The 23,249-nt window shown below is 49.4% G+C and carries 18 protein-coding genes and 1 pseudogene; 18 read left to right on the top strand and 1 reads right to left on the bottom strand.

Features of this window, described 5'->3' with window-relative positions:
- The first annotated feature begins 19 nt into the window (after positions 1-19).
- The 13 genes and pseudogenes from ACK3CJ_RS16725 to ACK3CJ_RS16665 form a co-directional block, all read left to right on the top strand.
- On the top strand, positions 20-418 hold the full coding sequence (locus tag ACK3CJ_RS16725) for a DVU3141 family protein (RefSeq protein ID WP_409523351.1): 399 nt from the start codon (positions 20-22) through the stop codon (positions 416-418).
- Between the two features lie 35 nt (positions 419-453).
- Positions 454-2,151 (top strand): polysaccharide biosynthesis/export family protein, encoded by a 1,698-nt coding sequence (locus tag ACK3CJ_RS16720; RefSeq protein WP_409523350.1) that lies wholly within the window; start codon positions 454-456, stop codon positions 2,149-2,151.
- A 70-nt stretch (positions 2,152-2,221) separates the two neighbouring features.
- On the top strand, positions 2,222-3,010 hold the full coding sequence (locus tag ACK3CJ_RS16715; RefSeq protein ID WP_409523349.1) for an ABC transporter permease: 789 nt from the start codon (positions 2,222-2,224) through the stop codon (positions 3,008-3,010).
- Positions 3,007-3,681 (top strand): ABC transporter ATP-binding protein, encoded by a 675-nt coding sequence (locus ACK3CJ_RS16710; protein ID WP_409523348.1) that lies wholly within the window; start codon positions 3,007-3,009, stop codon positions 3,679-3,681. The genes ACK3CJ_RS16715 and ACK3CJ_RS16710 overlap by 4 nt, the downstream gene beginning before the upstream one ends.
- Positions 3,678-4,820: a chain-length determining protein gene (locus ACK3CJ_RS16705; protein ID WP_409523347.1), complete on the top strand. Its 1,143-nt coding sequence runs from the start codon at positions 3,678-3,680 to the stop codon at positions 4,818-4,820. The genes ACK3CJ_RS16710 and ACK3CJ_RS16705 overlap by 4 nt, the downstream gene beginning before the upstream one ends.
- A gap of 211 nt (positions 4,821-5,031) precedes the next feature.
- Complete coding sequence (locus ACK3CJ_RS16700) at positions 5,032-5,541, top strand: DUF6036 family nucleotidyltransferase (protein WP_409523346.1); 510 nt, start codon at positions 5,032-5,034, stop codon at positions 5,539-5,541.
- Positions 5,534-5,971, top strand: coding sequence for a hypothetical protein (locus ACK3CJ_RS16695; protein ID WP_409523345.1), 438 nt, complete (start codon positions 5,534-5,536; stop codon positions 5,969-5,971). Before ACK3CJ_RS16700 ends, ACK3CJ_RS16695 begins: the two co-directional genes overlap by 8 nt.
- Positions 5,972-6,090: 119 nt before the next feature.
- Positions 6,091-8,136, top strand: a complete 2,046-nt coding sequence (locus ACK3CJ_RS16690) for a hypothetical protein (RefSeq protein ID WP_409523344.1) — start codon at positions 6,091-6,093, stop codon at positions 8,134-8,136.
- Positions 8,137-8,153: 17 nt separating this feature from the next.
- Positions 8,154-8,471, top strand: a complete 318-nt coding sequence (locus tag ACK3CJ_RS16685) for a hypothetical protein (RefSeq protein ID WP_409523343.1) — start codon at positions 8,154-8,156, stop codon at positions 8,469-8,471.
- Positions 8,468-9,586: a non-hydrolyzing UDP-N-acetylglucosamine 2-epimerase gene (gene wecB / locus ACK3CJ_RS16680; RefSeq protein ID WP_409523342.1), complete on the top strand. Its 1,119-nt coding sequence runs from the start codon at positions 8,468-8,470 to the stop codon at positions 9,584-9,586. The genes ACK3CJ_RS16685 and wecB overlap by 4 nt, the downstream gene beginning before the upstream one ends.
- A gap of 18 nt (positions 9,587-9,604) precedes the next feature.
- Positions 9,605-10,888, top strand: a complete 1,284-nt coding sequence (gene wecC / locus ACK3CJ_RS16675) for a UDP-N-acetyl-D-mannosamine dehydrogenase (protein WP_409523341.1) — start codon at positions 9,605-9,607, stop codon at positions 10,886-10,888.
- An 86-nt stretch (positions 10,889-10,974) separates the two neighbouring features.
- Positions 10,975-15,534, top strand: coding sequence for a glycosyltransferase (locus ACK3CJ_RS16670; protein ID WP_409523340.1), 4,560 nt, complete (start codon positions 10,975-10,977; stop codon positions 15,532-15,534).
- A 184-nt stretch (positions 15,535-15,718) separates the two neighbouring features.
- Positions 15,719-15,909: pseudogene (locus ACK3CJ_RS16665) on the top strand (transposase family protein); the annotation flags it as partial.
- A 131-nt stretch (positions 15,910-16,040) separates the two neighbouring features.
- Here the strand turns inward: ACK3CJ_RS16665 and ACK3CJ_RS16660 are convergent.
- Positions 16,041-17,075, bottom strand: a complete 1,035-nt coding sequence (locus tag ACK3CJ_RS16660) for an IS630 family transposase (RefSeq protein ID WP_409523339.1) — start codon at positions 17,073-17,075, stop codon at positions 16,041-16,043.
- Between the two features lie 103 nt (positions 17,076-17,178).
- On the opposite strand from ACK3CJ_RS16660, the gene ACK3CJ_RS16655 reads away from it, so the two are divergent.
- The 5 genes from ACK3CJ_RS16655 to ACK3CJ_RS16635 all read left to right on the top strand — a co-directional run bounded on the left by ACK3CJ_RS16655 (position 17,179) and on the right by ACK3CJ_RS16635 (position 23,242).
- Complete coding sequence (locus ACK3CJ_RS16655) at positions 17,179-18,282, top strand: hypothetical protein (protein ID WP_409523338.1); 1,104 nt, start codon at positions 17,179-17,181, stop codon at positions 18,280-18,282.
- A gap of 127 nt (positions 18,283-18,409) precedes the next feature.
- Positions 18,410-19,741 carry an IS1380 family transposase gene (locus ACK3CJ_RS16650; protein ID WP_409523337.1) on the top strand — a complete coding sequence of 444 codons (1,332 nt, stop codon included), beginning with the start codon at positions 18,410-18,412 and terminating at the stop codon, positions 19,739-19,741.
- A gap of 276 nt (positions 19,742-20,017) precedes the next feature.
- Positions 20,018-21,133: a GDP-mannose 4,6-dehydratase gene (gmd, locus tag ACK3CJ_RS16645; protein ID WP_409523336.1), complete on the top strand. Its 1,116-nt coding sequence runs from the start codon at positions 20,018-20,020 to the stop codon at positions 21,131-21,133.
- An 8-nt stretch (positions 21,134-21,141) separates the two neighbouring features.
- Positions 21,142-22,071, top strand: a complete 930-nt coding sequence (locus ACK3CJ_RS16640; RefSeq protein ID WP_409523335.1) for a GDP-L-fucose synthase family protein — start codon at positions 21,142-21,144, stop codon at positions 22,069-22,071.
- Positions 22,064-23,242, top strand: a complete 1,179-nt coding sequence (locus tag ACK3CJ_RS16635) for a DegT/DnrJ/EryC1/StrS family aminotransferase (RefSeq protein ID WP_409523334.1) — start codon at positions 22,064-22,066, stop codon at positions 23,240-23,242. The genes ACK3CJ_RS16640 and ACK3CJ_RS16635 overlap by 8 nt, the downstream gene beginning before the upstream one ends.
- Positions 23,243-23,249 lie beyond the last annotated feature (7 nt).

Here is a 23,249-nt window from a genome sequence, read left to right as displayed (position 1 = left end):
CTCAGGAGATAACATAAAAATGCAACGAAAATTTACGCGAGCTTTGCTCATCGGTAGCGTATTGGCACTGGTCGGTGGCTGCAGCTCAATGCAGAATAGCCTGCCTTTTTCCAAATCACATGCTGATTACCAGGCACCGAGCGTCACGCAGCCATCTCTACCGAACGAGATTGGCAAGTTGTTGACCGAGGCCAGCATCAGCCAGATTTTTCAGGTGACGCCCAGCCCCTGGGGTGATCAAGTTGAGCTGAGACTGGATGCGCCTTACTTCGCAGCCACCGGCCAGACATGCCGTGAGTTCAGTGTTCTCAGAACATCTGGCGTAGTCAGCCGCCATCTGGCATGCGAGCATGCAGCGGGTCGTTGGTTAGAAGTGAGATTGATCACTGAAACTGCCTCAACGAGCGCTGGAAATTGATAGTGAAAACGCTACTCAGGCTAAAGGAATTTGTTATGTTGCGTAAATCGGTTTCATTATTACTGTTGCTATTGGCTGTGTCATTCTCCCTGTCATCGCAGGCTAACACCGCACTCAGCTCAGATGGCATACTCTCGGCGGATCAGCGAGCTCAGGCCATCCCCGATACAGAGCTGGAACAGCACAGAACAGACTGGCGCAGCGGTAGCTACGGCTCACAGCAGCGTTACCCACAGATACCACCAGAGCCCGTCCGTCCGTTCGGCGTGCATCTGTTCAATGGTGGGTTCAGTGGTAACCGTGCGGATGGTCTGAATCCCGGTTACCGTATCGTACCGGGTGATCAGGTCACCTTAAGAACCTGGGGCGCTGTCGAGATTGAACGATTGCTGCCGGTTGATGCGCAAGGGAATATCTTTATCCCATCCATTGGTCCCATCCAGGTTCAAGGCTTGAGCAATAGCCAGCTGAATGATCGCGTCAGGCAGGGTGTACAGTCTGTCTATCCAGAAAACGTTTCTGTTTACACCAACCTGCAGGGCGTGCAGCCTGTCGCCGTTTTTGTGACGGGTTATGTTGTCAACCCAGGGCGCTATGCAGGCACCCCCAGTGATTCACTGCTGTATTTCCTCGACCAGGCTGGCGGAATAGATGACCAGTTGGGTAGCTACCGTCAGATCAAAGTACTCAGAGGCAATCGTGAAATTGCACGTACCGACCTTTACGACTTCCTGATCAAAGGCGAAATGGCGCGTCCGCAGTTTCAGGATGGCGACACCATCGTCGTGGAGGAGCGTGGCCCTGCCGTTATCGTGACAGGTGATGTTCAGCGCGATTATCGTTATGAGTTGCTGCCAAATGAGATGACCGGTGCAGCCTTGCTGGAACTGGCACGTCTGCGTTCAGACGTCTCTCATGTCCTGTTGCGCGGTGCAAGATCTCAGGGGCCTGTTTCAGCCTACTTCTCGATTAATGAGTTCCCCAACCAGAAAATCTCCAGCGGAGATGAGATCCTCTTCAGTGCTGATCAGCGTGATGAAACTATCGTTGTTCAACTCGAAGGCAGCTTCTATGGTCCATCACGTTATGCCTTGCCAAAAGATGCGCGCCTGCTGGAGCTGTTGTCTGCCATACCGGTTCCTCAGAGCCTGACAGATGTGCACAGTGTTTCTCTGCGCCGTCTCAGTGTGGCTGAGCGTCAGCGTCAATCACTGGATGATAGTCTGAAGCGTCTTGAAGCAACCTACCTGGGGGCATCATCTGCCACCTCACAGGAAGCAGAAATCCGCGTGCGCGAAGCTGAACTTATCGCACGCTTTGTAGACAAAGCTTCTCAGGTTGAGCCGACTGGCCGTCTGGTGGTGTCCAGCAATGACCGCATCACCGATATCCGCCTGCAGGATGGTGATGTTATCACCCTGCCCGAATACAGTGATTCATTGCTGATCAGTGGCGAGGTGCTGGTTCCCCAGTCGGTAGTCTTTACCCCAGGCATGAGTGCGCAGGATTACATCAGCAGCGCCGGTGGATTCTCGCAGCATGCCGATAAGAACCTTGTGTTGGTTGTGCGGCAGAACGGCGAAGTTCGCAGTGCATCAGATGTCAAGTTAAGAGCTGGTGACGAGATTCTGGTGTTGCCGAAGATTCCAACCAAAAACCTGCAACTGGCATCAACCGTCAGTCAGATTCTTTACCACATTGCGATTGCCGCAAAAGTGGTTCTGGATATCTGATTCAGCCAGTGGCATAAATCACGTGGGTGCTGTCAGAAGCGCCCACGTGTTGTTTTTTTGGAGTTAACGCTTGAAAACCCGCTCCTCCTGGCAGGTCACCTGTGCTGTATGGCATGCCATGTTTATGCGCGAAATAGTTGCGCGCACCATGAAAGACCGCATGGCATGGTTCTGGATGCTTGCAGAACCTATCGCCATGATTTCACTCATGCTGCTTATTCGAACCATCGTGCTCGGGCGTTCGAACATGCTGTACAACGCTGAGTTTGTTCCCTGGCTGATTGTCGGACTTCTGGGGTTCTTCCTGTTTCGCGAAAATATGACGCGATCCATTGGTGCCGTGGATGCCAACAAAACGCTCTTTTCCTATCGTCAGGTGAAACCCGTCGACGCAGTGCTGGTGCGCTGCTTTCTTGAGAGCACGCTCAAATCCTTTATCTTCCTGCTGTTTATTGCCGCTGGGGTGCTGCTGGATCTTAAGCTGCTGCCGGATCTACCGCTCGAGGCGATGTTTGTCTGGTTATCACTCTGGATGTTCGGTCTGGGTATCGGGTTGCTCCTGTCAGTTGCGTCAGGACTGGTCCCCGAGATAGGAACGGTCGCACGGATCATGGCCATTCCCCTGCTGCTGCTGTCGGGCGTGATCATCCCCATTACCATGCTGCCGACGTTCCTGCATCCCTATATTCTGATGAATCCCATCGTGCATGGGGTAGAGACGCTGCGGATGAGCTTTTTCGAGCGTTACGTCACCCTCCCCGAGATAGATCTCATGTATATGTGGTACTGGACGCTGACCATGATGGCGTTGGGGTTGATGTTGCATATCCGATTTGAGATGAGGCTGAAAGAAGCATGATCAAAGTCAACTCACTCTGGAAGCGTTACCATCATCATATCGCCAATGACTGGGTGCTGCAGGATATCAACCTGAACATCCCCAGGCATGTCAATGTGGGGCTGATTGGTGCCAATGGAGCGGGCAAGTCAACGCTGCTCCAGTTGATCGCAGGAATGGATGCGCCAACGCGCGGCAGTATTGAGCGCAACTGCAGTGTGTCCTGGCCCATCGGGCTGTCGGGTGGGTTTCAAGGCTCCATGACCGGCAGGCAGAATGTGAAATTTGTTGCCCGTATTCATGGCAATGATCGCATGCAGGAGATCATGGATTTTGTGCAGGATTTTGCCGAGATAGGCAAGGCGTTCGAACAACCAGTTAATACCTACTCATCCGGTATGAAAGCAAGGCTGAAGTTTGGCCTTTCGCTGGCGTTCAATTTTGATGTGTATCTGTCTGATGAGGCCACAGCGGTCGGCGACAGATCCTTCAGAAAAAAAGCAGAGCAGGCATTTCGCGACAGAGTGGGCGAGTCCAGCCTGGTCATAGTGTCGCACAGTGAAGGGATACTGAAGGACCTTTGTCAGGCAGGGGTCTGGCTTCATCAAGGCCGGGCTTTCTGGTTCGACAACGTCAACGATGCAATCGATGCCTATCACGAACAGGCAGATATGAAAGATAGATTAAAATGACATCAACTATTCAAAACGCTATACCCGGCACGGCCATTAAAAAGGCAAAGGCTGCTGGACTACTCAAGAAGTATCCATATCTTCTGTTCTGTCTGATCGCCATTGCCGGCGCCAGCATCTACTGGAGCTTGATAGCCAGTGACCGCTACGTATCAGAAGCCAACGTGGTGCTCGAAAGCCCGCAACTGGGCGCTGCCTCTCTGAACTTCCAATCCATTCTGTCGGGCGGTGGGCCGGGGCGCAGCGATATGCTGTTGCTGCGTGATCACCTGATGTCTGTCGATATGCTCAATCGCCTGCAACTGGGGCTGGATATTCGGACCCACTTTGCTGATTCAAAAGTCGACTACCTATCTCGACTGAGTTCGGCGGATGTGCCAACAGAGGAACTCCACAAATATTTTCTTAAGCGCGTCAGTGTCGATCTGGATGAGTATGCACAGGTGTTGCGAATACGTGTAGAAGCGTTTGACCCGAATATGGCGCAGGCGATCACCGATCTGATGCTGTCGCAGGGTGAGGCCCATATGAATATCATGGGTAAACGCCTTGCCGAGGAGCAGGTGCGTTTTCTTGAGGCTCAGGTTAATCAATTAAAAGAGAACCTGGATGAAGCGATCGTTGTGCTCATCGATTACCAGAACGAGAGTGGGCTTGTGTCACCTCAGGGCGCTGTCGAAAGTATCAGTGCCGTAGTGGCCGGGCTGGAATCGCAGCTGGCGACCTTGAGTGCACGCCGAACAGCGCTACTGAGTTATCAAAGCCTTCGCTCCCCGGAAATACTGCGTGTAGACAGTGAGATACAAGCCGTCAATGAGCAGATCAGGCGTGAAAGGGCGCGTATGGCGCAATCATCCGGTGGTGCGCTCAACACACTGAGCTCGGAGTATCAGGCACTGGAACTACGCATGAAGTTTGCCATGGAAAGCTACTCAGCCGCCCTGATGGCATTGGAAAATACCCGCATAGAAGCTGCTCGAAAGCTCAAACAGGTTTCAGTGCTGCAAAGCCCCACCTTTCCGGAGTATCCGGTGGAGCCGCGGCGGATATACAACATCACCGTGTTTACCATTATTACTCTATTTTTCGCTCTGATTGCACACATGCTGGTGTTGATCATAAAAGACCATCGCGACTGATTGCGTAGGCCGATAAATTAAGACTGGGTAAAGAGTGCCACTTGCCCAGTCTGTTAAGTGAAAAATAAAAAAATGGCACAAATACAATATGTTATAAGGATATCTCCGAGGTTGTTGCTTTTTAAAGTACCGCGATCGGGCGGTAGCGTGTCTGTTGGCTACAATTTGAGCAGGTGAGTTTATTAGTCTGAATACCTTCGGAAGGTGGTGAATGCAGAAAGTCATTGAACCAAGATCAAGCCTGGGCTGTGCAATAGTAGAGTTCTTTGATGCACTTTCGGAGTACTTTCCTGAAAATGACGTAAAGCGATGTGAGATCCTTGTGTTTGGTGGCTGTGCAGTTCATGTCTACACTGAGGCTCGAGGTAGTGCAGATATAGATGCCGAAATACTGGCTTGTGATCAGGCCAGAAAAGAGGATATTGTTGCAACTCTCGTCGGTGAGGAAGGCTTTTATTATATTGACGATGACGGGATTTCCAAAAGCCTGGAGCTCGATACCAACTTCAATACCTCCCTTGGCCCACTGCATGAAGACTATACTGATCGAAAAGTTCGTTTGACTCTGCAAACTGCAAACCCCCGAATTGAGGTCTATCTTGCTAGCCCAGTGGATGTTGCGATCTCGAAGCTTGGGCGTTTCGGTCAGATTGAACTTACAAGAGGTGCTGTCTTATCAAAGCAGCCATTGAACCATAAATATGGTATTCGCTATGAATGATATGAAGGTTATGGAACTGTTGGTTGGGGTAGCCAGGCAACCATTGCAGTATATGCCAGAAGACGTTATCAAGCTGGCTCAACAACTATGGTTTCAAGAATCAGAACCTTCCGACACAGTGCTTGAAGTTTTAGCTGTGCGATTAAATGATCATGAGTTCAGGCGTGTGCTTTGTGTATTGGAGATGCTGAGTCAGTACCCTGTGTGTAAGACCAAAACCGCAAAGCGACTACAACGGCTCACAGAAAAATATCATCTTAAACTTTTCGGTAACGAGCCTAATCAGTTAAGTGGGCGTTACTCACCCAGCAAACGGTGGCATCTAAAAGACGAAACAAGTGCATTGAGACAAGCTCTATTGCCACTGCAAACCAGAACTTTTGCATTCAATCAAAAGTCTTCACATGGCTTTAACGAAGTTTCAATGTAATGTTTTCGCTGCACGATATTGCCAACCCTCTAACCAAAAGGCGGGTTTACATTTGAATGAATGATAGTCTACCAGCCTACGCTGAAATACCTGCTTCAAAAGTAATTCGAGAACAACTCATGGATTCTCCCTCCCCGTATCACAAACATAGCATCAGAATTGACACACTTATTCATCTGGGTGCGGGCCGTTGTACTGAGTTTGCGGCTTATCAGCAGATCAATCCCGAGAGGATCATTCTTGTTGAGGGCAACAAGGATATTGTTGAGTACCTTAAGGATGCTTACGGCAGTAACCCTCAGGTAGAACTCATCCATCAGGTAGTGGCTGAAGCCAAGAGGCAGGTTATATTCAATCGCTTCAGCCTCAGCGATGCCAACAGCACCTTTGAGCCCGATGCCTTGCTGGAATATTACCCAGGTATTCGGCAGATAGATCAGATCGAGACAGAGGCTGAAGATATCAGCGAGCTGATCAACCGCTTATCTTTGACTACTACTCAAAACATTCTGGTGGTAGATCTGCCGGGGCAGGAGGGTCAGTTGATCAGGCGGCTGGCCGAAGCCGGAGTTCTTGATCAGTTTGAACAACTTTGGGTGTACACCAACGCGCAGAGCCTTTACCAGCAGGAAGCTGACGTAAGTGAAACGCTGACCTGGATAGAAGGCCAAGGATATGACTTTACAGGTACAGATACGAGCATGGACCTGGAAAGGCCTTGCTATCAGTTTTACCGCCACCCGCTGGTACTGGAAAATACGAAACTGCTACAGAAGGTCCAAGAACAGGCAGAGGCTGCAGCCAATACTGAAAAAACACTGGCAGTAACACAACAGTCATTGGCAGAGGCTCAAAAAAGCCTAAGTAGCATCAAACAAGCCAACGAAAAACTCAAGGTAGAAAAAACGGATCTGGAACTGTCCAAGCAGTCTCTGAGCAGGCAGTTGAGCAAATCAGATGAGCATCTGAAGTTGTCAAATCAACAGTTAGCAGAGAGTGAAAAAGCTGTTGCGCAGATACATGCATCATTAGCAGAAGCCCAGAAAGAGCTAGCCAGCATCAGGCAAACCAATGAACAACTCGAGGCCGAAAAATCTGAACTTATTGCTGCTAACGAATCTCTTATTGCACAGTTGAGCATAACCCGTGAAAATTTGGATAATAATCGTACCTGGTTCATAACACGGAAGGAGCAGGCAGAGAAAGGCGAGCTCAGGATAAACGAACTCACTGCGAAGTTAGCAGAATCAGAGCAGAAGCTGGTATTGACTCAGCAGTCGCTGGAGATGGCGCAGCAATCATTACAGGCACAAACCGCAACCGGTAGCCAGTTGAATCATCTTGAGACCAAGCTTCAGGAGCTATTCAATGCTCAGAGCGAGCAGATGCAGCAATATACCAATGCACTGGGACAGCATGTTACGCGTACTGCCAAAAACAGCACACAGCAGCTCGAGGCATTTGTCAGCGTGCAGAAATATCTCGTGCAGGATGGTGTGCCGCTACAGCTCAATGGGGACGACATGCAGGCAGATCTCGCTTTGCAACTGACCGAGCTGATCAATCAACAGCACTACGACCTGATTATTGAGTTTGGCAGTGGCACCTCCACCTTGCTGTTGGCTAAGGCGATCCTGAAGCAGCAGCAGGATAAAAACCAAAACCATCATCTGATTACACGAGAAAGAACAGTCTCTGATAGCTACGACCTGCCGAAGCGGATCATCTGCTTTGAGCACGACAAGCGAGAGTGCAAATCGTTTGGTGAGCTGCTTCAAAAAGAGGGGCTGGATCACCTGGTTGATCTGGTTTTCGCGCCATTGACCGAGGTCAATCACAAGGGGAGCGAATATCTCTACTATGAAAGCAAGGCAAAACTGCGACAGATTGCGCAGGTATTTGAGAATCGTGAGGCAAAGCTACTGATCCTTGTGAATGGCCCGGATACTCAACAGGAACAGTTAGACCGTTTCCCGGTATTACCTCTGCTGCTCAAGCAACTGGCTGCACACCAACTGGATCTACTTTTGACAAATGCTCAAAAAAATTCAAATCCTGCACTCCTGCAAAAGTGGGATGAGATACTCGAAAAGCGCTGCCTGACCTTTCATAGAAAAGAACTGGCTTCCCAGAAGGGCGCTTTGCTACTCAGTATCAATCGTTAATATAGAGCAGGTAACTTATGTCAACATTCGTTAAAGATGCAGCCAGCCTGTTCAGGCAGGGGCAGTATGAAAAAGCAAAACAGTGTTATATACAAGCTGCCTCTCGTTATGGTGAGCAACTGTTCAAGGCAAATATTGCGCTGTGCGATCGTTATATCAGCAAAAAACCATCTAAGGCTTTTGCTGTGGCCTCACTAGGTATTCTGCCAGCCGCAGCCAGCCAAGATCCCGTTGTTCTCGCTAACCAACTGCAACAGACCCAGGCCCTGTTAGAAAAATATTTTATACGAGCTCAGGAGCTGGAGTATCAACTGAAGGACACACATTCAGCATGAAAGTATTAACCGTATTCGGAACCCGCCCCGAGGCGATTAAAATGGCGCCCCTGGCGCTTCAGCTAGCCAGCGATGAGCGCTTTACCGCTAAAGTATGTGTGACGGCTCAGCACCGTGAGATGTTGGATCAGGTGTTGGGGTTGTTTGATCTGACACCGGATTATGATCTCAACCTGATGAAGCCGGGGCAGGATCTGACCGATATTACAACAGGAATACTGCAGGGCCTGAAAGGGATATTTGCAGAGTTCCGGCCCGATATTGTGCTGGTACACGGTGATACCGCCACGACCTTTGCAACCACACTGGCGGCTTATTATCAGCAGATTCCAGTTGGCCACGTAGAGGCTGGTTTGCGCACAGGTAACATCTACTCACCCTGGCCAGAAGAGGGTAATCGCAAATTGACCGGTGCACTGGCCAATATTCACTTTGCGCCCACAGAAACCTCAAAGGCAAACCTGCTGAACGAGGGCGTGGCAGAAGCCAGTATTCATGTCACTGGCAACACAGTGATCGATGCCCTGTTTGAAGTAGTGCGTAAGCTGGACAGCAACAGTCAGTTCTCGGAGCAGCAGGCTGCCTGTTTTGACTTTCTGGATGCCGATAAAAAAATGGTTCTGGTGACCGGGCATCGTCGTGAAAGCTTCGGTGGCGGCTTTGAGCGTATCTGCCAGGCGTTAGCCGATACTGCACAGGCGCATCCAGAGGTACAGATTGTTTATCCAGTTCACCTGAATCCCAATGTGCAGGAGCCAGTGAACCGCCTGCTGGCAGGCTTCAGCAATATTCATTTGATAGAGCCACAGGACTATCTGCCGTTTGTTTACCTGATGTACCGTGCTCATATCATCCTGACCGACTCCGGGGGTATTCAGGAGGAAGCGCCATCGCTGGGTAAACCAGTACTGGTGATGCGTGACACCACCGAAAGGCCAGAAGCGGTAGACGCAGGTACCGTCAAGTTGGTGGGTACGGATGTTGGCACTATCACGCAGGAGCTTTCAACATTGCTGACTGATCAGGCAGCTTATAACACCATGAGCTTTGCCCATAACCCCTATGGGGATGGCAAAGCTTGCCAACGAATTCTCGATGCACTTGCTGCAGTATAATGTAAACAGGTATTTTTCATGAGCTTTAACACCATCTCAGTTATCGGCCTGGGGTATATCGGCCTGCCAACAGCAGCAGTATTTGCATCGCGCAAGCAAAACGTCATAGGCGTTGATGTCAATTTACAAGCTGTGGAAACAATCAACAAAGGTGAAATCCATATTGTCGAGCCAGAGCTGGATATTGTCGTACATGCAGCCGTGACTCAGGGTTACCTCCGTGCCACGACGCAGCCAGAAGCTGCGGATGCTTTTATGGTCGCGGTTCCGACTCCGTTTATTCATGACGAAGCTGGTGACAGCCACAAAGCCGACTTGAGTTATATCGAATCTGCCAGCAAAGCGATTGCACCGGTACTGAAAGCAGGTGATCTGGTAGTGCTTGAGTCTACCAGCCCAGTTGGTGCCACCGAACAGATGGCTGCTTGGCTGGCTGAAGCAAGGCCTGATCTAACCTTTCCGCAGACTCACGGCGAAACTTCCGATATACGTATCGCGCATTGCCCTGAGCGTGTACTACCGGGTCATGTGATTCGTGAACTGGTTGAGAATGACCGTGTGATTGGAGGCATGACGCCCAAGTGTTCAGAAAGAGCGGTTGAACTTTACAGAATTATTGTTGAAGGCGAGTGTGTTATCACCAATGCACGTACAGCCGAGATGGCTAAACTGACGGAAAACTCCTTCCGTGATGTGAACATCGCTTTTGCAAATGAGCTGTCAACCATCTGTGATGAGTTGGATATAAACGTGTGGGAACTGATTGCGCTGGCTAATCGACACCCCCGCGTTAATATTCTGCAGCCGGGTGCTGGTGTGGGTGGGCACTGCATTGCTGTTGATCCCTGGTTTATTGTTGACTCCTGCCCTGAACAGGCGCGCCTGATTAAAACCGCCCGTATCGTTAACGATGACAAACCAAAATGGGTACTGGCGAAAATCAAACAACAGCTCGATATCCTCCATCAGCAGCACCCGGAAATGACGCGTAGCGATATCAAAGTTGCTTGCCTGGGTATTTCGTTCAAACCAGATATAGACGACCTGCGCGAAAGCCCTGCGCTGGGCATTGCACAGCAGGTGAAATCACTTGGGTGTCAGTTGATGGTAGTTGAGCCCAATATCGAATCTCTCCCTGCTTGCATGCAAGGTGGCAATGCTGTTTTAGCGACACTGGATGAAGCCATAACCCAGGCTGATGTGATCGCTGTGTTGGTCAAGCACACACTCTTCACCAACAATGCAACAAAGGTTGCTGAAAAAGAGCTAGTGGTTGACGCAGTGGGTCTGCTCAACCGCTGAGTTTTCTGATTGATACTGTTTCCGTACACCTCAGGCATTTAATCGTGCCTGAGCCTCATGGATTCTAAACCGAGGCCCCGGACTAAATGGACGCGCTCCTGCAACACGCTCAACAACTGGCAGAACAGCCAGACACGCCTTACCTCCCTGTAAAACACCGTATTGCATACATTGTCAGTCATGGGCAGAGCTATGCAAGCAATGGCTATGCCATACGCACTCAAGGCATTGCCCAAGCGCTGAATCAACATGGATTCGAAACGTTCTGCTTTGTGCGGCCTGGACGTCCTTGGGAACTAGGTATAGACCAACAGGGCATAGCTCCCGAGGTAACAGTCCAAGGTGTACGTTATATTCACAGTCGCTGGCCCAATGGGCAGCGACCGGAGGGCGAACGCAAGCGTATTGAGGCCTCAGTAGATCGTTTCATTGAGCTGTTCCGTGTCTACCGCCCCCAGGTGGTGCTGGCCGCCTCTAACCACGAAGTTGCGCTACCGGCGCTGATTGCAGCTCGCCGGCTGGGGCTGCCGTTCCACTATGAAGTCCGTGGGTTCTGGGAAATATCACGTATCTCTCGCGATCCGTCCTGGCATGACACTCCTGACTTTATGCGCCACTACGACCATGAAACCTGGGTGTGCAACCACGCGGACAGGCTCTATACCCTGAACCGGTTCATGCGTGAAGAGCTGGTCAGACGAGGTGTCGCGGCTCAGCGAGTCACGCTGGTGCCCAATAGCGTGGCTGAGTTGCCATCATCGCAGCTGTCAGCTAATCAGCAACTGAAAGCGTCGTTGGGTATTCCTGAAGGCGCTTTCGTGGTGGGTTATATCGGGGCCTTGACCGAGTACGAGGGACTGGAGTTGCTGCTGGAGGCGCTGGTCAAACCTCAGTGCCAGACCGTTCATGCACTGATTGTCGGCGGCTACAGTCCTGTCAGCCAGCCCAGCCAGAGCAGGAGCGAGCCTATCGTCGAACAGCTCGCCTCACTCGCCAAACGTCTCGGTGTGGCCGACCGCGTTACCTTTACCGGCCGAGTTCCGCATGAAGCGCTGGGCGATTATTTCGGGCTGATTGATGCCACGGTGATTCCTCGTAGGCCGCTACCGGTATGCGAACTAGTCAGCGCCATCAAGCCGCTTGAGTACTTGGCCTGGGGCAAGCCGGTTATCGCCTCCGATGTAGCACCGCAGGCTGAGCTACTTGAGCATGGAGAACTGGGTTGGCTGTTTGCCAAGGGGAATATTGACTCTTTGGCAGATACCATCCAGACGGTTCGCAGTGGCTCTCCTGAGGTGCGCCAGGCAAAAGTGGATAAGGGGCGCGAGACCATCAAGCGCCACTACCTGTGGCACCAGGTGGTCCGGCCGATGGTGGAGGGGCTGAAGGGCGAGCCCTTGGCTACCAAGGGGCCCAGAGTGGCCTGTATCATGGATAACTTCACCTATAGCTCCTACAGCCCAGAAGCCAACTTCTTCCAGCTGACGCCGGAGTACTGGGAGCAGGAGCTGGAGGGGTTTAGGCCGGAGATGCTGTTCATCGAGTCCGCATGGCGCGGCAAGGATGAACTGTGGGGCAGCAAGGTTGGCCACAAGAGCCAGGAAGTGCTAGGTATTGTGTCTTGGTGCAATCAGCATGGCATTCCCACGGTGTTCTGGAACAAGGAAGACCCGGTCCACTTTGAGACCTTCCTGAATACGGCCAAACTGTTTGACCACGTCTTTACAACCGATCTGGACTGCATCCATCGCTACAAAGCCGCGCTGGGCCATAACCAGGTGTATTTCCTGCCGTTCGCCTGCCAGCCCAGGCTAACCAACCCCATAGAAACCTACGACCGCAAAGATGCCTTCTGCTTTGCTGGTGCCTATTACGTTCGATATCCAGACAGAACCAAAGACCTCGAAACCTTCGTGGAAGAGTTACCCAAGTTCAAACCACTGGAAATTTACGACCGCAATTACGGCAAGAACGACCCGAACTACCAGTTCCCGGCTAACTACCAGCCCTACATTGTTGGCACTCTACCATTCAGCGAGATCGACAAGGCCTACAAAGGCTACCGGTACGCCATCAACCTGAACTCAATCAAACAGTCGCAAACAATGTTCGCGCGCCGGGTATACGAACTGCTGGGCAGTAACACCATCACTGTGAGCAACTTCTCACGAGGTGTGCGCCTGATGTTCGGCGAACTGGTGCTGACTTCAGACAGCGGAGAGGAAATTGTAGACCGCCTGCAAAAACTGGAAGAAAACCCTGCCAAGGCGGACAAATTCCGCTTAGCCGGGCTGCGCAAGGTGCTCCGTGAACACACCTACCAGAACCGCTTGGATTACATTCTCAGTAAGGTGACAGGTAAGCCACACAACCACCCGTTACCCGGCTACACCGTCATCAGCCCCGTAGCGGATGAGCAGCAACTGAAGAACACGCTGGATAATTTCAAACGCCAGAGCCACGAAGACAAAAAACTTCTTCTGGTTTTATGTGACGGCTACAGCGAAGCGGAGGCAAAAGAACACATCTCGGTTGAAGCGTTAAGCGATTGCTGCAGCTGTATTGCAGAAGTACAGCTGGACAATCAGCAACTCAAAAACATTGCCGGCGGCTATCGCTGGGCTGCGAGCTTCAGCCCGGAAGACTACTACGGCCCAAATTACCTGACAGACCTTGCGCTGGCAACCCGGTTTACCGACGCACCGGTTATTGGTAAGGCGAGCTACTACCAGGTGCAGGAGGGTGAGTTGCGCCAGCAAAGTAAACATCACGTATACGCTAGCGGTGCTCCCATACCTGTTCGAGCCAGTGCTCAGGCACCAGAGGCTCAAAACGTGCCAGCCAGTAAATGGCTGAATAGCATAATTACCGGTTGGCACACCGACACAAACCAGCAGTCTATCGACCCGTTCAACTACGCCTGGCATGCCTTGGTGCCCACTGAGCCGGTAATAAACCTTGAACAACTCCAGTTGGAAGTGGGCGACGCACAATTCGATGAGGGAATACCGCTGGATGACCTTACACAACTGGCCGAGCGCACAATACCCACGGGTGCGACAGAAGACCAGATTCCAACCTACAGCGCCGAGGAGCTGTACCAGATATTCGATAACCCTGGCACTAATAACGTACAGCTAAAAGTTACCGATGACGGCATAGTCGTAACCTCAGACCTTGAAGACGGTAAACACGAATACATCTATGTAAAAGGTGGAAATGATCTGCCCCTGTACAAGCTACAAGACCCCGCCACTGAAGGTGGAAGGCTTCGCTTGCACTTGGAGATGACTCCAGGCCTGAATCTGAGCTTTGTGATTATTTTCTTTGAAGCAAAGGGTGAACGTCTACAACACAAAATCCTTCAGGCAAACAAAAACAATGAACTAGTTGTACCGGAAGGTACTGCAAAAGTCCGCCTGGGCTTCAGGGTGTATCAAACTGGTCAAGGAACCATCAAAAAGCTCCTGTTGGGCAATAAAGACTTGTCACCGGGAAATGTGCTGGGTCGCTCTGATGTGTTGCTAGTGACAAACCACTACCCAAGCTATGACGATCTTTACCGTAATGGTTTTGTTCATAGCCGAGTAAAGGCCTACAAGGAACGCGGTGTTGAAGTTGATGTTTTCCGTTTCCGCAAGGATCAGGCAGTCAGTTGGCACGAGTTCCAGAATGTCGACGTCATTACTGGTTCTCCCTCGGCATTGAGTCGAATACTGGAAAGTGGAAAGTACCGGCACGTTCTTGTCCACTTCCTGGATGCTGAGATGTGGGATGTGCTTGGTGGCTTTATTGATGAGATTAAAATGACAGTGTGGGTGCATGGCGCTGAGGTCCAACCTTGGTGGCGCCGAGAATACAACTACACTAATAAAAAAGACTTGGAGTTGGCTAAAATCCAAAGTGCTAAACGTCTAGGCTTCTGGCAAAAATTGCTGGACACAATGCCTACACACTTGTCATTGGTTTTCGTTTCGCAGTATTTTGCTGACGAAGTGATGGAAGATATTGGGTTTAGGTTGCCAGAAAACCAGTATAAGATTATTCATAACCCAGTCGATACAGATCTATTTTTTTATATTGAAAAAACACCTGAACAGCGCAAGAGAATACTATCAATCAGACCTTATGCTTCTCGAAAGTATGCGAATGACTTGAGTGTTAATGCAGTGTTAGAACTTTCAAAAGAGCCTTTTTTCAATGACTTAGAATTTCGCTTTATAGGTGATGGGGCGTTGTTTGATGAGACACTGTTGCCGTTGAGAAAATTTTCGAATGTGACTATTGAACGTGGATTCTTGGCACAAACCGATATTGCAAAGTTACATAAAGAATATGGTGTTTTCTTGTGCCCGACTCGAATGGATGCGCAAGGAGTCTCAAAAGACGAAGCTATGTCATCAGGTTTGGTTGTCGTTACTAATGGTGTAACAGCGATTCCTGAGTTTTTAGATAACAATTGCGGTGTTCTAGCCGAAGGTGAGGATTTCCTCGGAATTGCAGACGGAATTAAACGGCTATATCTCAGTGAGGCCTACTTTAAAAAATTATCTATAGATTCTTCTAAACGAGCTAGAAAACAAGTTGGTAAAGAGCTAATTATAAAAAAAGAATTGAAAGAGTTTGAGGGGCTGAAGTTTGAATGAGCTTTAACATTATAGAAAAAGCTTAATGTCTTTAGGGGAGTAAAATTAGTGAGCTGTCGGATTAGGGAAATATCACGAAACCCCTTGCTATCACTGGCTTTCATCCGAACTCAAATACAAGGTAATTGGTGTCAATCGACAAAATATGCTCTGATGCAGATACAACGACACATCAGGTATCCCTATGAATCCACAAGACTTATTCAGCCATTTTTCAATTCTTATAGACTATCGCCAGGACTGGAAAGTTGAACATAAGCTTTCAGATGTGCTGTTGCTGACAGTCTGGCGGGTGCAGAGGGCTGGGAAGAGATCGCTGATTTTGGTGGTGACACACATCTTGAATGGCTGAAGTGTTATGGTGATTTTGAAAACTACCGGCATTCAGCGCAAACGAAAGAAGGCAGCAATGAGCTGGGAGTATCTGTCACAAGTCTTAAAGACATGCGGGGTTTCATGATATTTCCGTGGGTTGAATGTATTAACCCGGCGGCATTTTAGATCGCCTATGCAGCATAGGCTATATGCTCAGAGTTAAAGTACTTTTTCACCCGTTCGGGACGTCGCTGCAGTGTCCGCATGCAGGAGCGAGTTCGGTTCTTCAGCTCGTCCACTGTCCGAGGAGCCGGACCACTATGTACCATGCCTTTCAGATCGCAGTTCAGATACTCATCCGGGTTCAGCTCTGGCGAATACGCCGGCAGAAAGAAGACTTCCAGATAGCGCTTAACCGCCTTACGTTCGAGCCAGCGTTTCACCACTTTGGCATGATGTACCCGCAGATTGTCCAGGATCAGGAAGACCTTACCGGGTGTCGACTCAATCAAGGCCCGCAGGAATTTCTTCAACACCTTGGCTGTCATCGTCGACTCATACAACATGAAGCGCACAGTGCCCTGATTGGTGATCGCCGAAATCATATTCAGCGACACCCGCTTGGCAGGCAGTGGCTGGACCGGAGTTTGACCCACCGGTGCATAGCTCCGACCGTGCTGGGTGTTGTTCTTGATACCCGTCTCATCACCCCAGAAAATCTGGGCATTCTCCGCTTCTGCACGCGCTTTGATCTGGGGATACTCCTCCTTCAGCCAGGCATCGACACGGGAGGGGTTCTGCTCCCATGCTTTCTTCAGCGGCTTCTGTGGTGTGAAGCCCCAGCGTTTGAGGTAATCCCCCATTGTACGGACAGGTATGTCGATGCCCCAGAGCTGCTTGATCAACTGAGCAATAGCGCGACGAGTCCACAAGGCGAAACCAAGCTTGTACTGATCTGGCATCTGGTCGCGAACAGCTTCTATGACCTGCTGCTCCTGTTGTTCACTCAATCGACGTGGTTTGTTTTTAGGGCCTCGTTTTTGAACCGCAATAGCGGCGGCACCGCCTGTCTCGTAGCGCTTGTACCAGCGCCCGACAGTATCGGGGTGAACGTCGAGAAGTTGACCGATTTCACGGAAGGTTTTGCCTCTCTTGCGGAGTCGAATCGACTTCTGCCTAAGAAGTTCCTGTTGCTCTGGGCTGAGCTTGCGTGCGTCAATATTCATGCAGGCATTATACATAAATCAGATGTAAATTACCACCGGGTTAATAATCTCAGAAGTATTTGACAATAATCCTATTTTTTGAGAAAGAGGTAATCACTAAGTTATGACTAATATTATTGCTAAGGGGTATTATGGGCTAGGTGGAAATATCGCAGTCTTGTCCTCAGCGATGCGGCTCGCTGATTTGCGTGGTGCAAAGTTGATCGTTGATTGGGTAGATGGTGTTTATGGCCTCAGTAGTGGAGACGTATTTAATGAAGTGTTTGAGTTTCCTGTTTCTAATTCTGAGCTGTTAAAGAGTGAAGACTTCACAGTATGGCCGGTTGCTTGGCAAAATTATTACAAAATGACAAGGCCACACAAGGAAGTCAACGGGTTGCAGTTGTCTCGGGTAACTTCTGATATGATTGAAGCATCTGGAGAGTTGTATTCAGGGAATTTTGATGCCTTTATTGTGTCGCGTGATGACAAGTATTGGCATCATAGTGAATTTAGCGACGAAATTTCGAAGTATGTCCAACAAATTAGGCCACAGCCGAGAATTGTAAATAAAGTGAACAGCTATGATTTAGGGGGTAGCAGTATCGCTGTTCATTTTAGGCATGGAAATGGTGAAATAACTGTAGTGCCGCCTGATTTGCAGTGGTTCTTTTCAAAAGTAGATGGGTACTTAGAGAGTGCTCCTTTATCAAGTGTGTTGGTCTGTACAGATTGTATTAGAATATTGGAACTCTTTCGGGAAAGGTACGGTGACAAGGTTATTTCAACAGATAAGCAATATCCTGAAGTTGGAAATGGAGCGATGCATTGCGAGGATACGAACGATGGTAGGCTTAGGAGTTTAGAGGAGGCTATTATTGATATTTGGTTAATGTCTCGTTGTGATTTTTTTGTAGGGTCCAAGAGTTTTTTTACGGGTGTGGCGCTGAAGTTAGCTGGGAGGGTGGAAAAACAAAAAATTTCTGTGTGGAGTCCTGTATGGCGGAGTCATAAACCAGAACCACAACAATTGCCGGTGGAAAAATTTGAAGAAATTGCGGATATGCTTTTGGGGGCTGGTATAACATTAGATGGTCTTTTCGTTGAGGAAACAGGAAATGCATTTGAGTTATACTATTTGTATAATTTTGTTTGTTCTATAAATGATTTGCACCTCGCAGATATCGAGTTTATTAGAGAAAAAATTAAAGGTTTTAGGTATTATTAGCTGTTCATTTAATGTATTCGACCTGAATCCGTGACTTTAAAGCAATAAATCATTCTGTAAACATATGATATATAATGTATTTTTGGTAAAATATTCGTCCGACAAAAACTCACTTCCCAGGTGAATCATGCGCAACTTCATGATCGAGCAGTCCCCCTCCGAGATCTACACCTCTGCCGCCGGTCTGGCACTGGGCGGGCTCTGTCTGAACAAGCACACCTCACTGATAAAAACCTCGCGCAGCCTCGCCAAGCGCCACGGCATCGCCAACATCGACCTGATCCGTACCTACATGGGGCTGATACTGACCGGCAAAAGTGATTTCGAAGCCGTTGACCTGGTTCGCCGGGATCCCTTTTTCAAGGAGGCCATGGGCATCAAGCAAAGCCCGTCCGCTTCCCGTCTGCGTCAACGATTCGATGAAGACGCCAAGGCATTGATTCCTCTGATGGATGAGGCCAGCATTGCGTTTCTTCAGTCAGTGAAGGCCCCCATTACGGCACTGGCAACCGGTCATGTCCCGCTGGATATGGATGTGTTTCCCCAGGATAACGGAAGAACCAAAAAAGAGGGGGTGTCGCGCACCTACAAGGATAATATCGACGGCTATGCGCCCATCGCTGCCTATCTGGGCAATGAGGGCTGGTGCGTTGCCTGTGAGTTGCGCCCTGGCGCTCAACACTCCCAGAAGGAGTTCGGCTATACTCTGGACCGCGTCCTGCCCCGGGTGAAAGCCCTGACGAGTGCGCCGATCCTGGTTCGCCTGGACAGCGCCCACGACGCCGAAGACAACCGGGATCGATTCCGGGTGGAGGAGATGGACTACCTGACCAAGTGGAATCCCCGCAAACAGTCCCCGTTAGAGTGGTATGACCTGGCCAAAGAGCAGGACGCCGACTGGAGTGATCCCCGTCCCGGCAAGCGAGTGGCAGTCTTCAGCGTCACCCGTTACGACGGCAAGCAGGACGAGGAAAAGCGACCCTACCGCTTGGTGGTCCGTCTGATCATCCGGCTATCTGATCGACACGGACAGCTCTTTCTGGAACCACAATTCGAGCTGGAAGGCTGGACCACCTCGTTGGCGGAACAGGACTATGATGACAAAAGGATCATCCAGCTGTACCGGGATCATGCCACTAGCGAACAGTTCCACAGCGAGTTCAAGACCGATCTGGATCTGGAGCGGCTGCCTTCGGGCAAATTTGACACCAATGATCTGGTCATGACCTTCGGCGTACTGGCCTATAACATTTTGCGCTGGATGGGGATCAAGTCCTTACTGGGGATGGATTCGCCGGTGCGCCATCCGGCCAAGCGTCGAAGATTGCGAACGGTGATGCAGGAGATCATTGGCGTGGCGGGCCGAATGATGGAGCGTAGCCGACGGCTGGTGCTGCGCTTTGGTCAACATTGCCCAGGCTTCAACGCTTACAGGCAGTTACACCTGCTGTTGAACTGAGCCGATCAGGCTTGAGCGATCTAACTGAGACCGATGGCGAGAGCAACCGGGGGTACCGCTCGGGAAAACGTAACTATTGATCACTAAATGATCAGATTGAGCTCAAAAGGAGTACCGAATGAAGCTTGATAGCGGATAAAATCAGCCATTTTAAAGAGCGAAGTCGGAAAATTTAAACAGAAAATTTCCGGTAATGCCGAGCAACGGACTAAGTCACGGATTCAGGTTCGAGAGTTGAAAAGTTGATTGGCTTAAAAAATAGGCGTGGGTTTGACGATGAAAAAAGCTTTGATTACTGGTGTTACCGGTCAAGATGGATCGTATTTGGCGGAAATTTTGCTGGAAATGGGTTATGAAGTCCATGGTATTAAGAGAAGAGCTTCTCTATTCAATACTCAACGTGTAGATCATATTTACGAAGATCCTCATGTAGAGAATCAGCACTTTATACTTCACTATGGTGACTTGTCAGATGCTACGAACATTATTCGTATAATTCAGGAAGTTCAGCCTGATGAGGTATACAATTTGGCGGCTCAATCTCATGTTGCTGTGTCTTTTGAGTCTCCGGAATACACGGCAGATATTGATGCTATCGGTACTCTGCGACTGTTAGAGGCTATTCGTATTTGTGGATTGATAAATAAGACTCGTTTTTATCAAGCCTCCACATCTGAGTTGTACGGCTTAGTTCAAGAAACTCCTCAGAAAGAAACTACTCCTTTCTATCCTCGCTCACCATATGCTGTCGCCAAGCTGTATGCTTATTGGATAACGGTGAACTACCGTGAATCCTACGGGATGTATGCGTGTAATGGTATTCTGTTTAACCACGAGTCTCCACGTCGTGGAGAAACATTTGTAACTCGCAAGATCACGCGAGGCCTGGCAAATATCGCGCAAGGTTTGGAAAATTGCTTGTATTTGGGAAATATGGATGCTCTACGCGACTGGGGGCATGCCAAGGATTATGTTCGTATGCAGTGGTTAATGCTTCAACAGGAGCAGCCTGAAGATTTTGTAATCGCTACGGGTAAGCAGTATACGGTTCGGCAATTCGTACAATGGTCCGCTGAAGAGCTTGGTATTAAGCTCCGTTTTGAAGGCGAAGGAGTTGAAGAGCAGGCCGTAGTAGAATCGGTTAACGGTGAAAACGCGCCAGCAGTGAAGGCTGGTGACGTGATCCTGAAGGTCGATCCTCGCTATTTCCGGCCCGCTGAAGTGGAAACCTTGCTCGGTGACCCCACAATGGCGAAAGAGAAACTGGGCTGGGAGCCAGAAATCACAGTGCAGGAAATGTGTTCTGAAATGGTGGCACATGATCTCGATCAAGCAAAACGCCACGCACTGCTCAAGAGTCATGGGCATCATGTTTCTGTGTCAACAGAGTGAGAGCCACCATGCGGATACTATTAACCGGCGGCTCAGGAATGGTTGGTCGCAATTTGCAGGAACATCCGGCAGCCGATAAATTCGAGATTCTGGCACCAAGAAGCCAGGAGCTGGATCTTTTGGATAGAAAAGCAGTTTCCAGCTATATGGAAGAGAAAAAACCTGATCTGGTGATCCATGCAGCTGGTCGAGTAGGCGGTATTCAGGCCAATATGGCAGATCCAGTAGGTTTTCTGGTTGATAACTCCTTGATGGGCATTCATGTTATTAACGAGGCTTATAAAGCTGGTGTTGAAAAGTGCATTAATCTAGCCAGTTCATGTATGTACCCAAGAAGCGCCACTAATCCTCTGAGTGAGGATCAGATTCTTACTGGTGAATTGGAACCAACCAACGAAGGCTATGCACTGGCCAAAATCACCGCTACAAGATTAAGTCAGTACATCAGCAAGGTCGATAGTACCAGGAAATACGTTACTCTGGTCCCCTGTAATCTTTATGGCAAGTACGACAAGTTTGATCCTGCTCACTCTCACATGATACCCGCAGTGATTCGGAAGATTCATGAAGCCAAAATGGCTGGGCTGTCGGCGGTGGACATTTGGGGCGATGGAGAGGCGCGGCGTGAGTTCATGTTTGTGGCTGATCTCGCATCCTGTGTGTTTAAGGTCATTGAACAGATGCGTGCTGATGTACCTTTACTGATGAATGTAGGGCTGGGTAAAGACCACACAATCAATGAGTACTATCGTGCTGTAGCTGACGTCATTGGGTTTCAAGGTGAGTTTGAGCACGATCTGACCAAGCCTGTAGGCATGCGACAGAAGCTAATCGATAGCACTCGAGTAGGTAGTGTTGGATGGCAAGCCAAAACATCTCTCCGTGAAGGCATTGAGCAAACTTACCAGTATTTTTTGAAGGACGTGATTAATGAGTAACTATTCTCTGGCATCCAGCACATGGGATCAAAAAGAGTTGGATGCAATCCAGCGTGTCATTGATTCCGACATGTACACCATGGGCAAGAACGTTGCAGAGTATGAAAAGCAGTTTGCAGGCTACTTTGGTTCAAAGTATGCCGTTATGGTCAGTTCCGGCTCTACAGCAAACTTGTTGATGATTGCCGCTTTGTTCTTCACACAAAACCCAAAGCTGAAGCGTGGGGATGAAGTTATCGTGCCTGCTGTATCCTGGTCAACCACCTATTTTCCACTCCAGCAGTATGGTTTGAAAGTCAAGTTTGTGGATATTGACCCGGACACCTTGAATATAGATTTGCAAAAGCTGGAATCAGCTATCTCCGATAGTACAAAGGCTATTTTGCTGGTTAACCTTCTGGGTAATCCCAATGATTTCGATGCTATCCAGGAAATGGTCTCAGGAAAAGACATCCTCATTCTGGAGGATAACTGTGAGTCGATGGGGGCTGAGTATAAAGGCAAGAAAGCTGGCAGCTTCGGGTTAATGGGTACTTTCAGTTCCTTCTTCTCTCATCATATTGCAACAATGGAAGGTGGCTGTGTCATTACAGATGACGAAGAGCTCTACCATATCCTGCTTTGTATTCGTGCACATGGGTGGACGCGTAACCTGCCTAAGGAAAACAAAGTATCAGGAATAAAGAGCGATGATCCATTTGAGGAGTCGTTCAAGTTTATACTTCCAGGGTATAACGTACGGCCGCTTGAAATGAGTGGAGCCATTGGGCTTGAACAGCTTAAAAAGCTGCCTGATTTTGTAGCCGTTCGACGCCAGAATGCCACTTTGTTTCAGCAGCTTTTTTCTGACCATCCCTTTTTGACGATTCAAAAAGAAATTGGTGATAGCAGTTGGTTTGGGTTTTCCATGGTGATTAACCCCGGTGCACCTTTCACACGAAAGCAGATGGTAGCAGCAATGCAAGAGGCTGAAATCGAGTGCAGGCCCATTGTTACTGGAAACTTTCTCAAGAATAAAGAGGTACTGGAGTACTTTGATTACGAAGTGGGAAGTTCAATGGAGGCGGCTGAGCATATCGACCAGAATGGGCTGTTCGTTGGTAATCACCAAGTGTCTCTAGACAAAGAACTCCACTATTTGAAGTCCATTGTCGACAAGCTTACTGCATAAGGTGGTT

This window comes from Nitrincola salilacus, from assembly GCF_046271865.1.
GTDB lineage: Bacteria > Pseudomonadota > Gammaproteobacteria > Pseudomonadales > Balneatricaceae > Nitrincola > Nitrincola salilacus.
The sequence above is the reverse complement of the archived record's forward strand: the minus strand, read 5'-3'. Positions and strand labels throughout refer to the sequence as shown.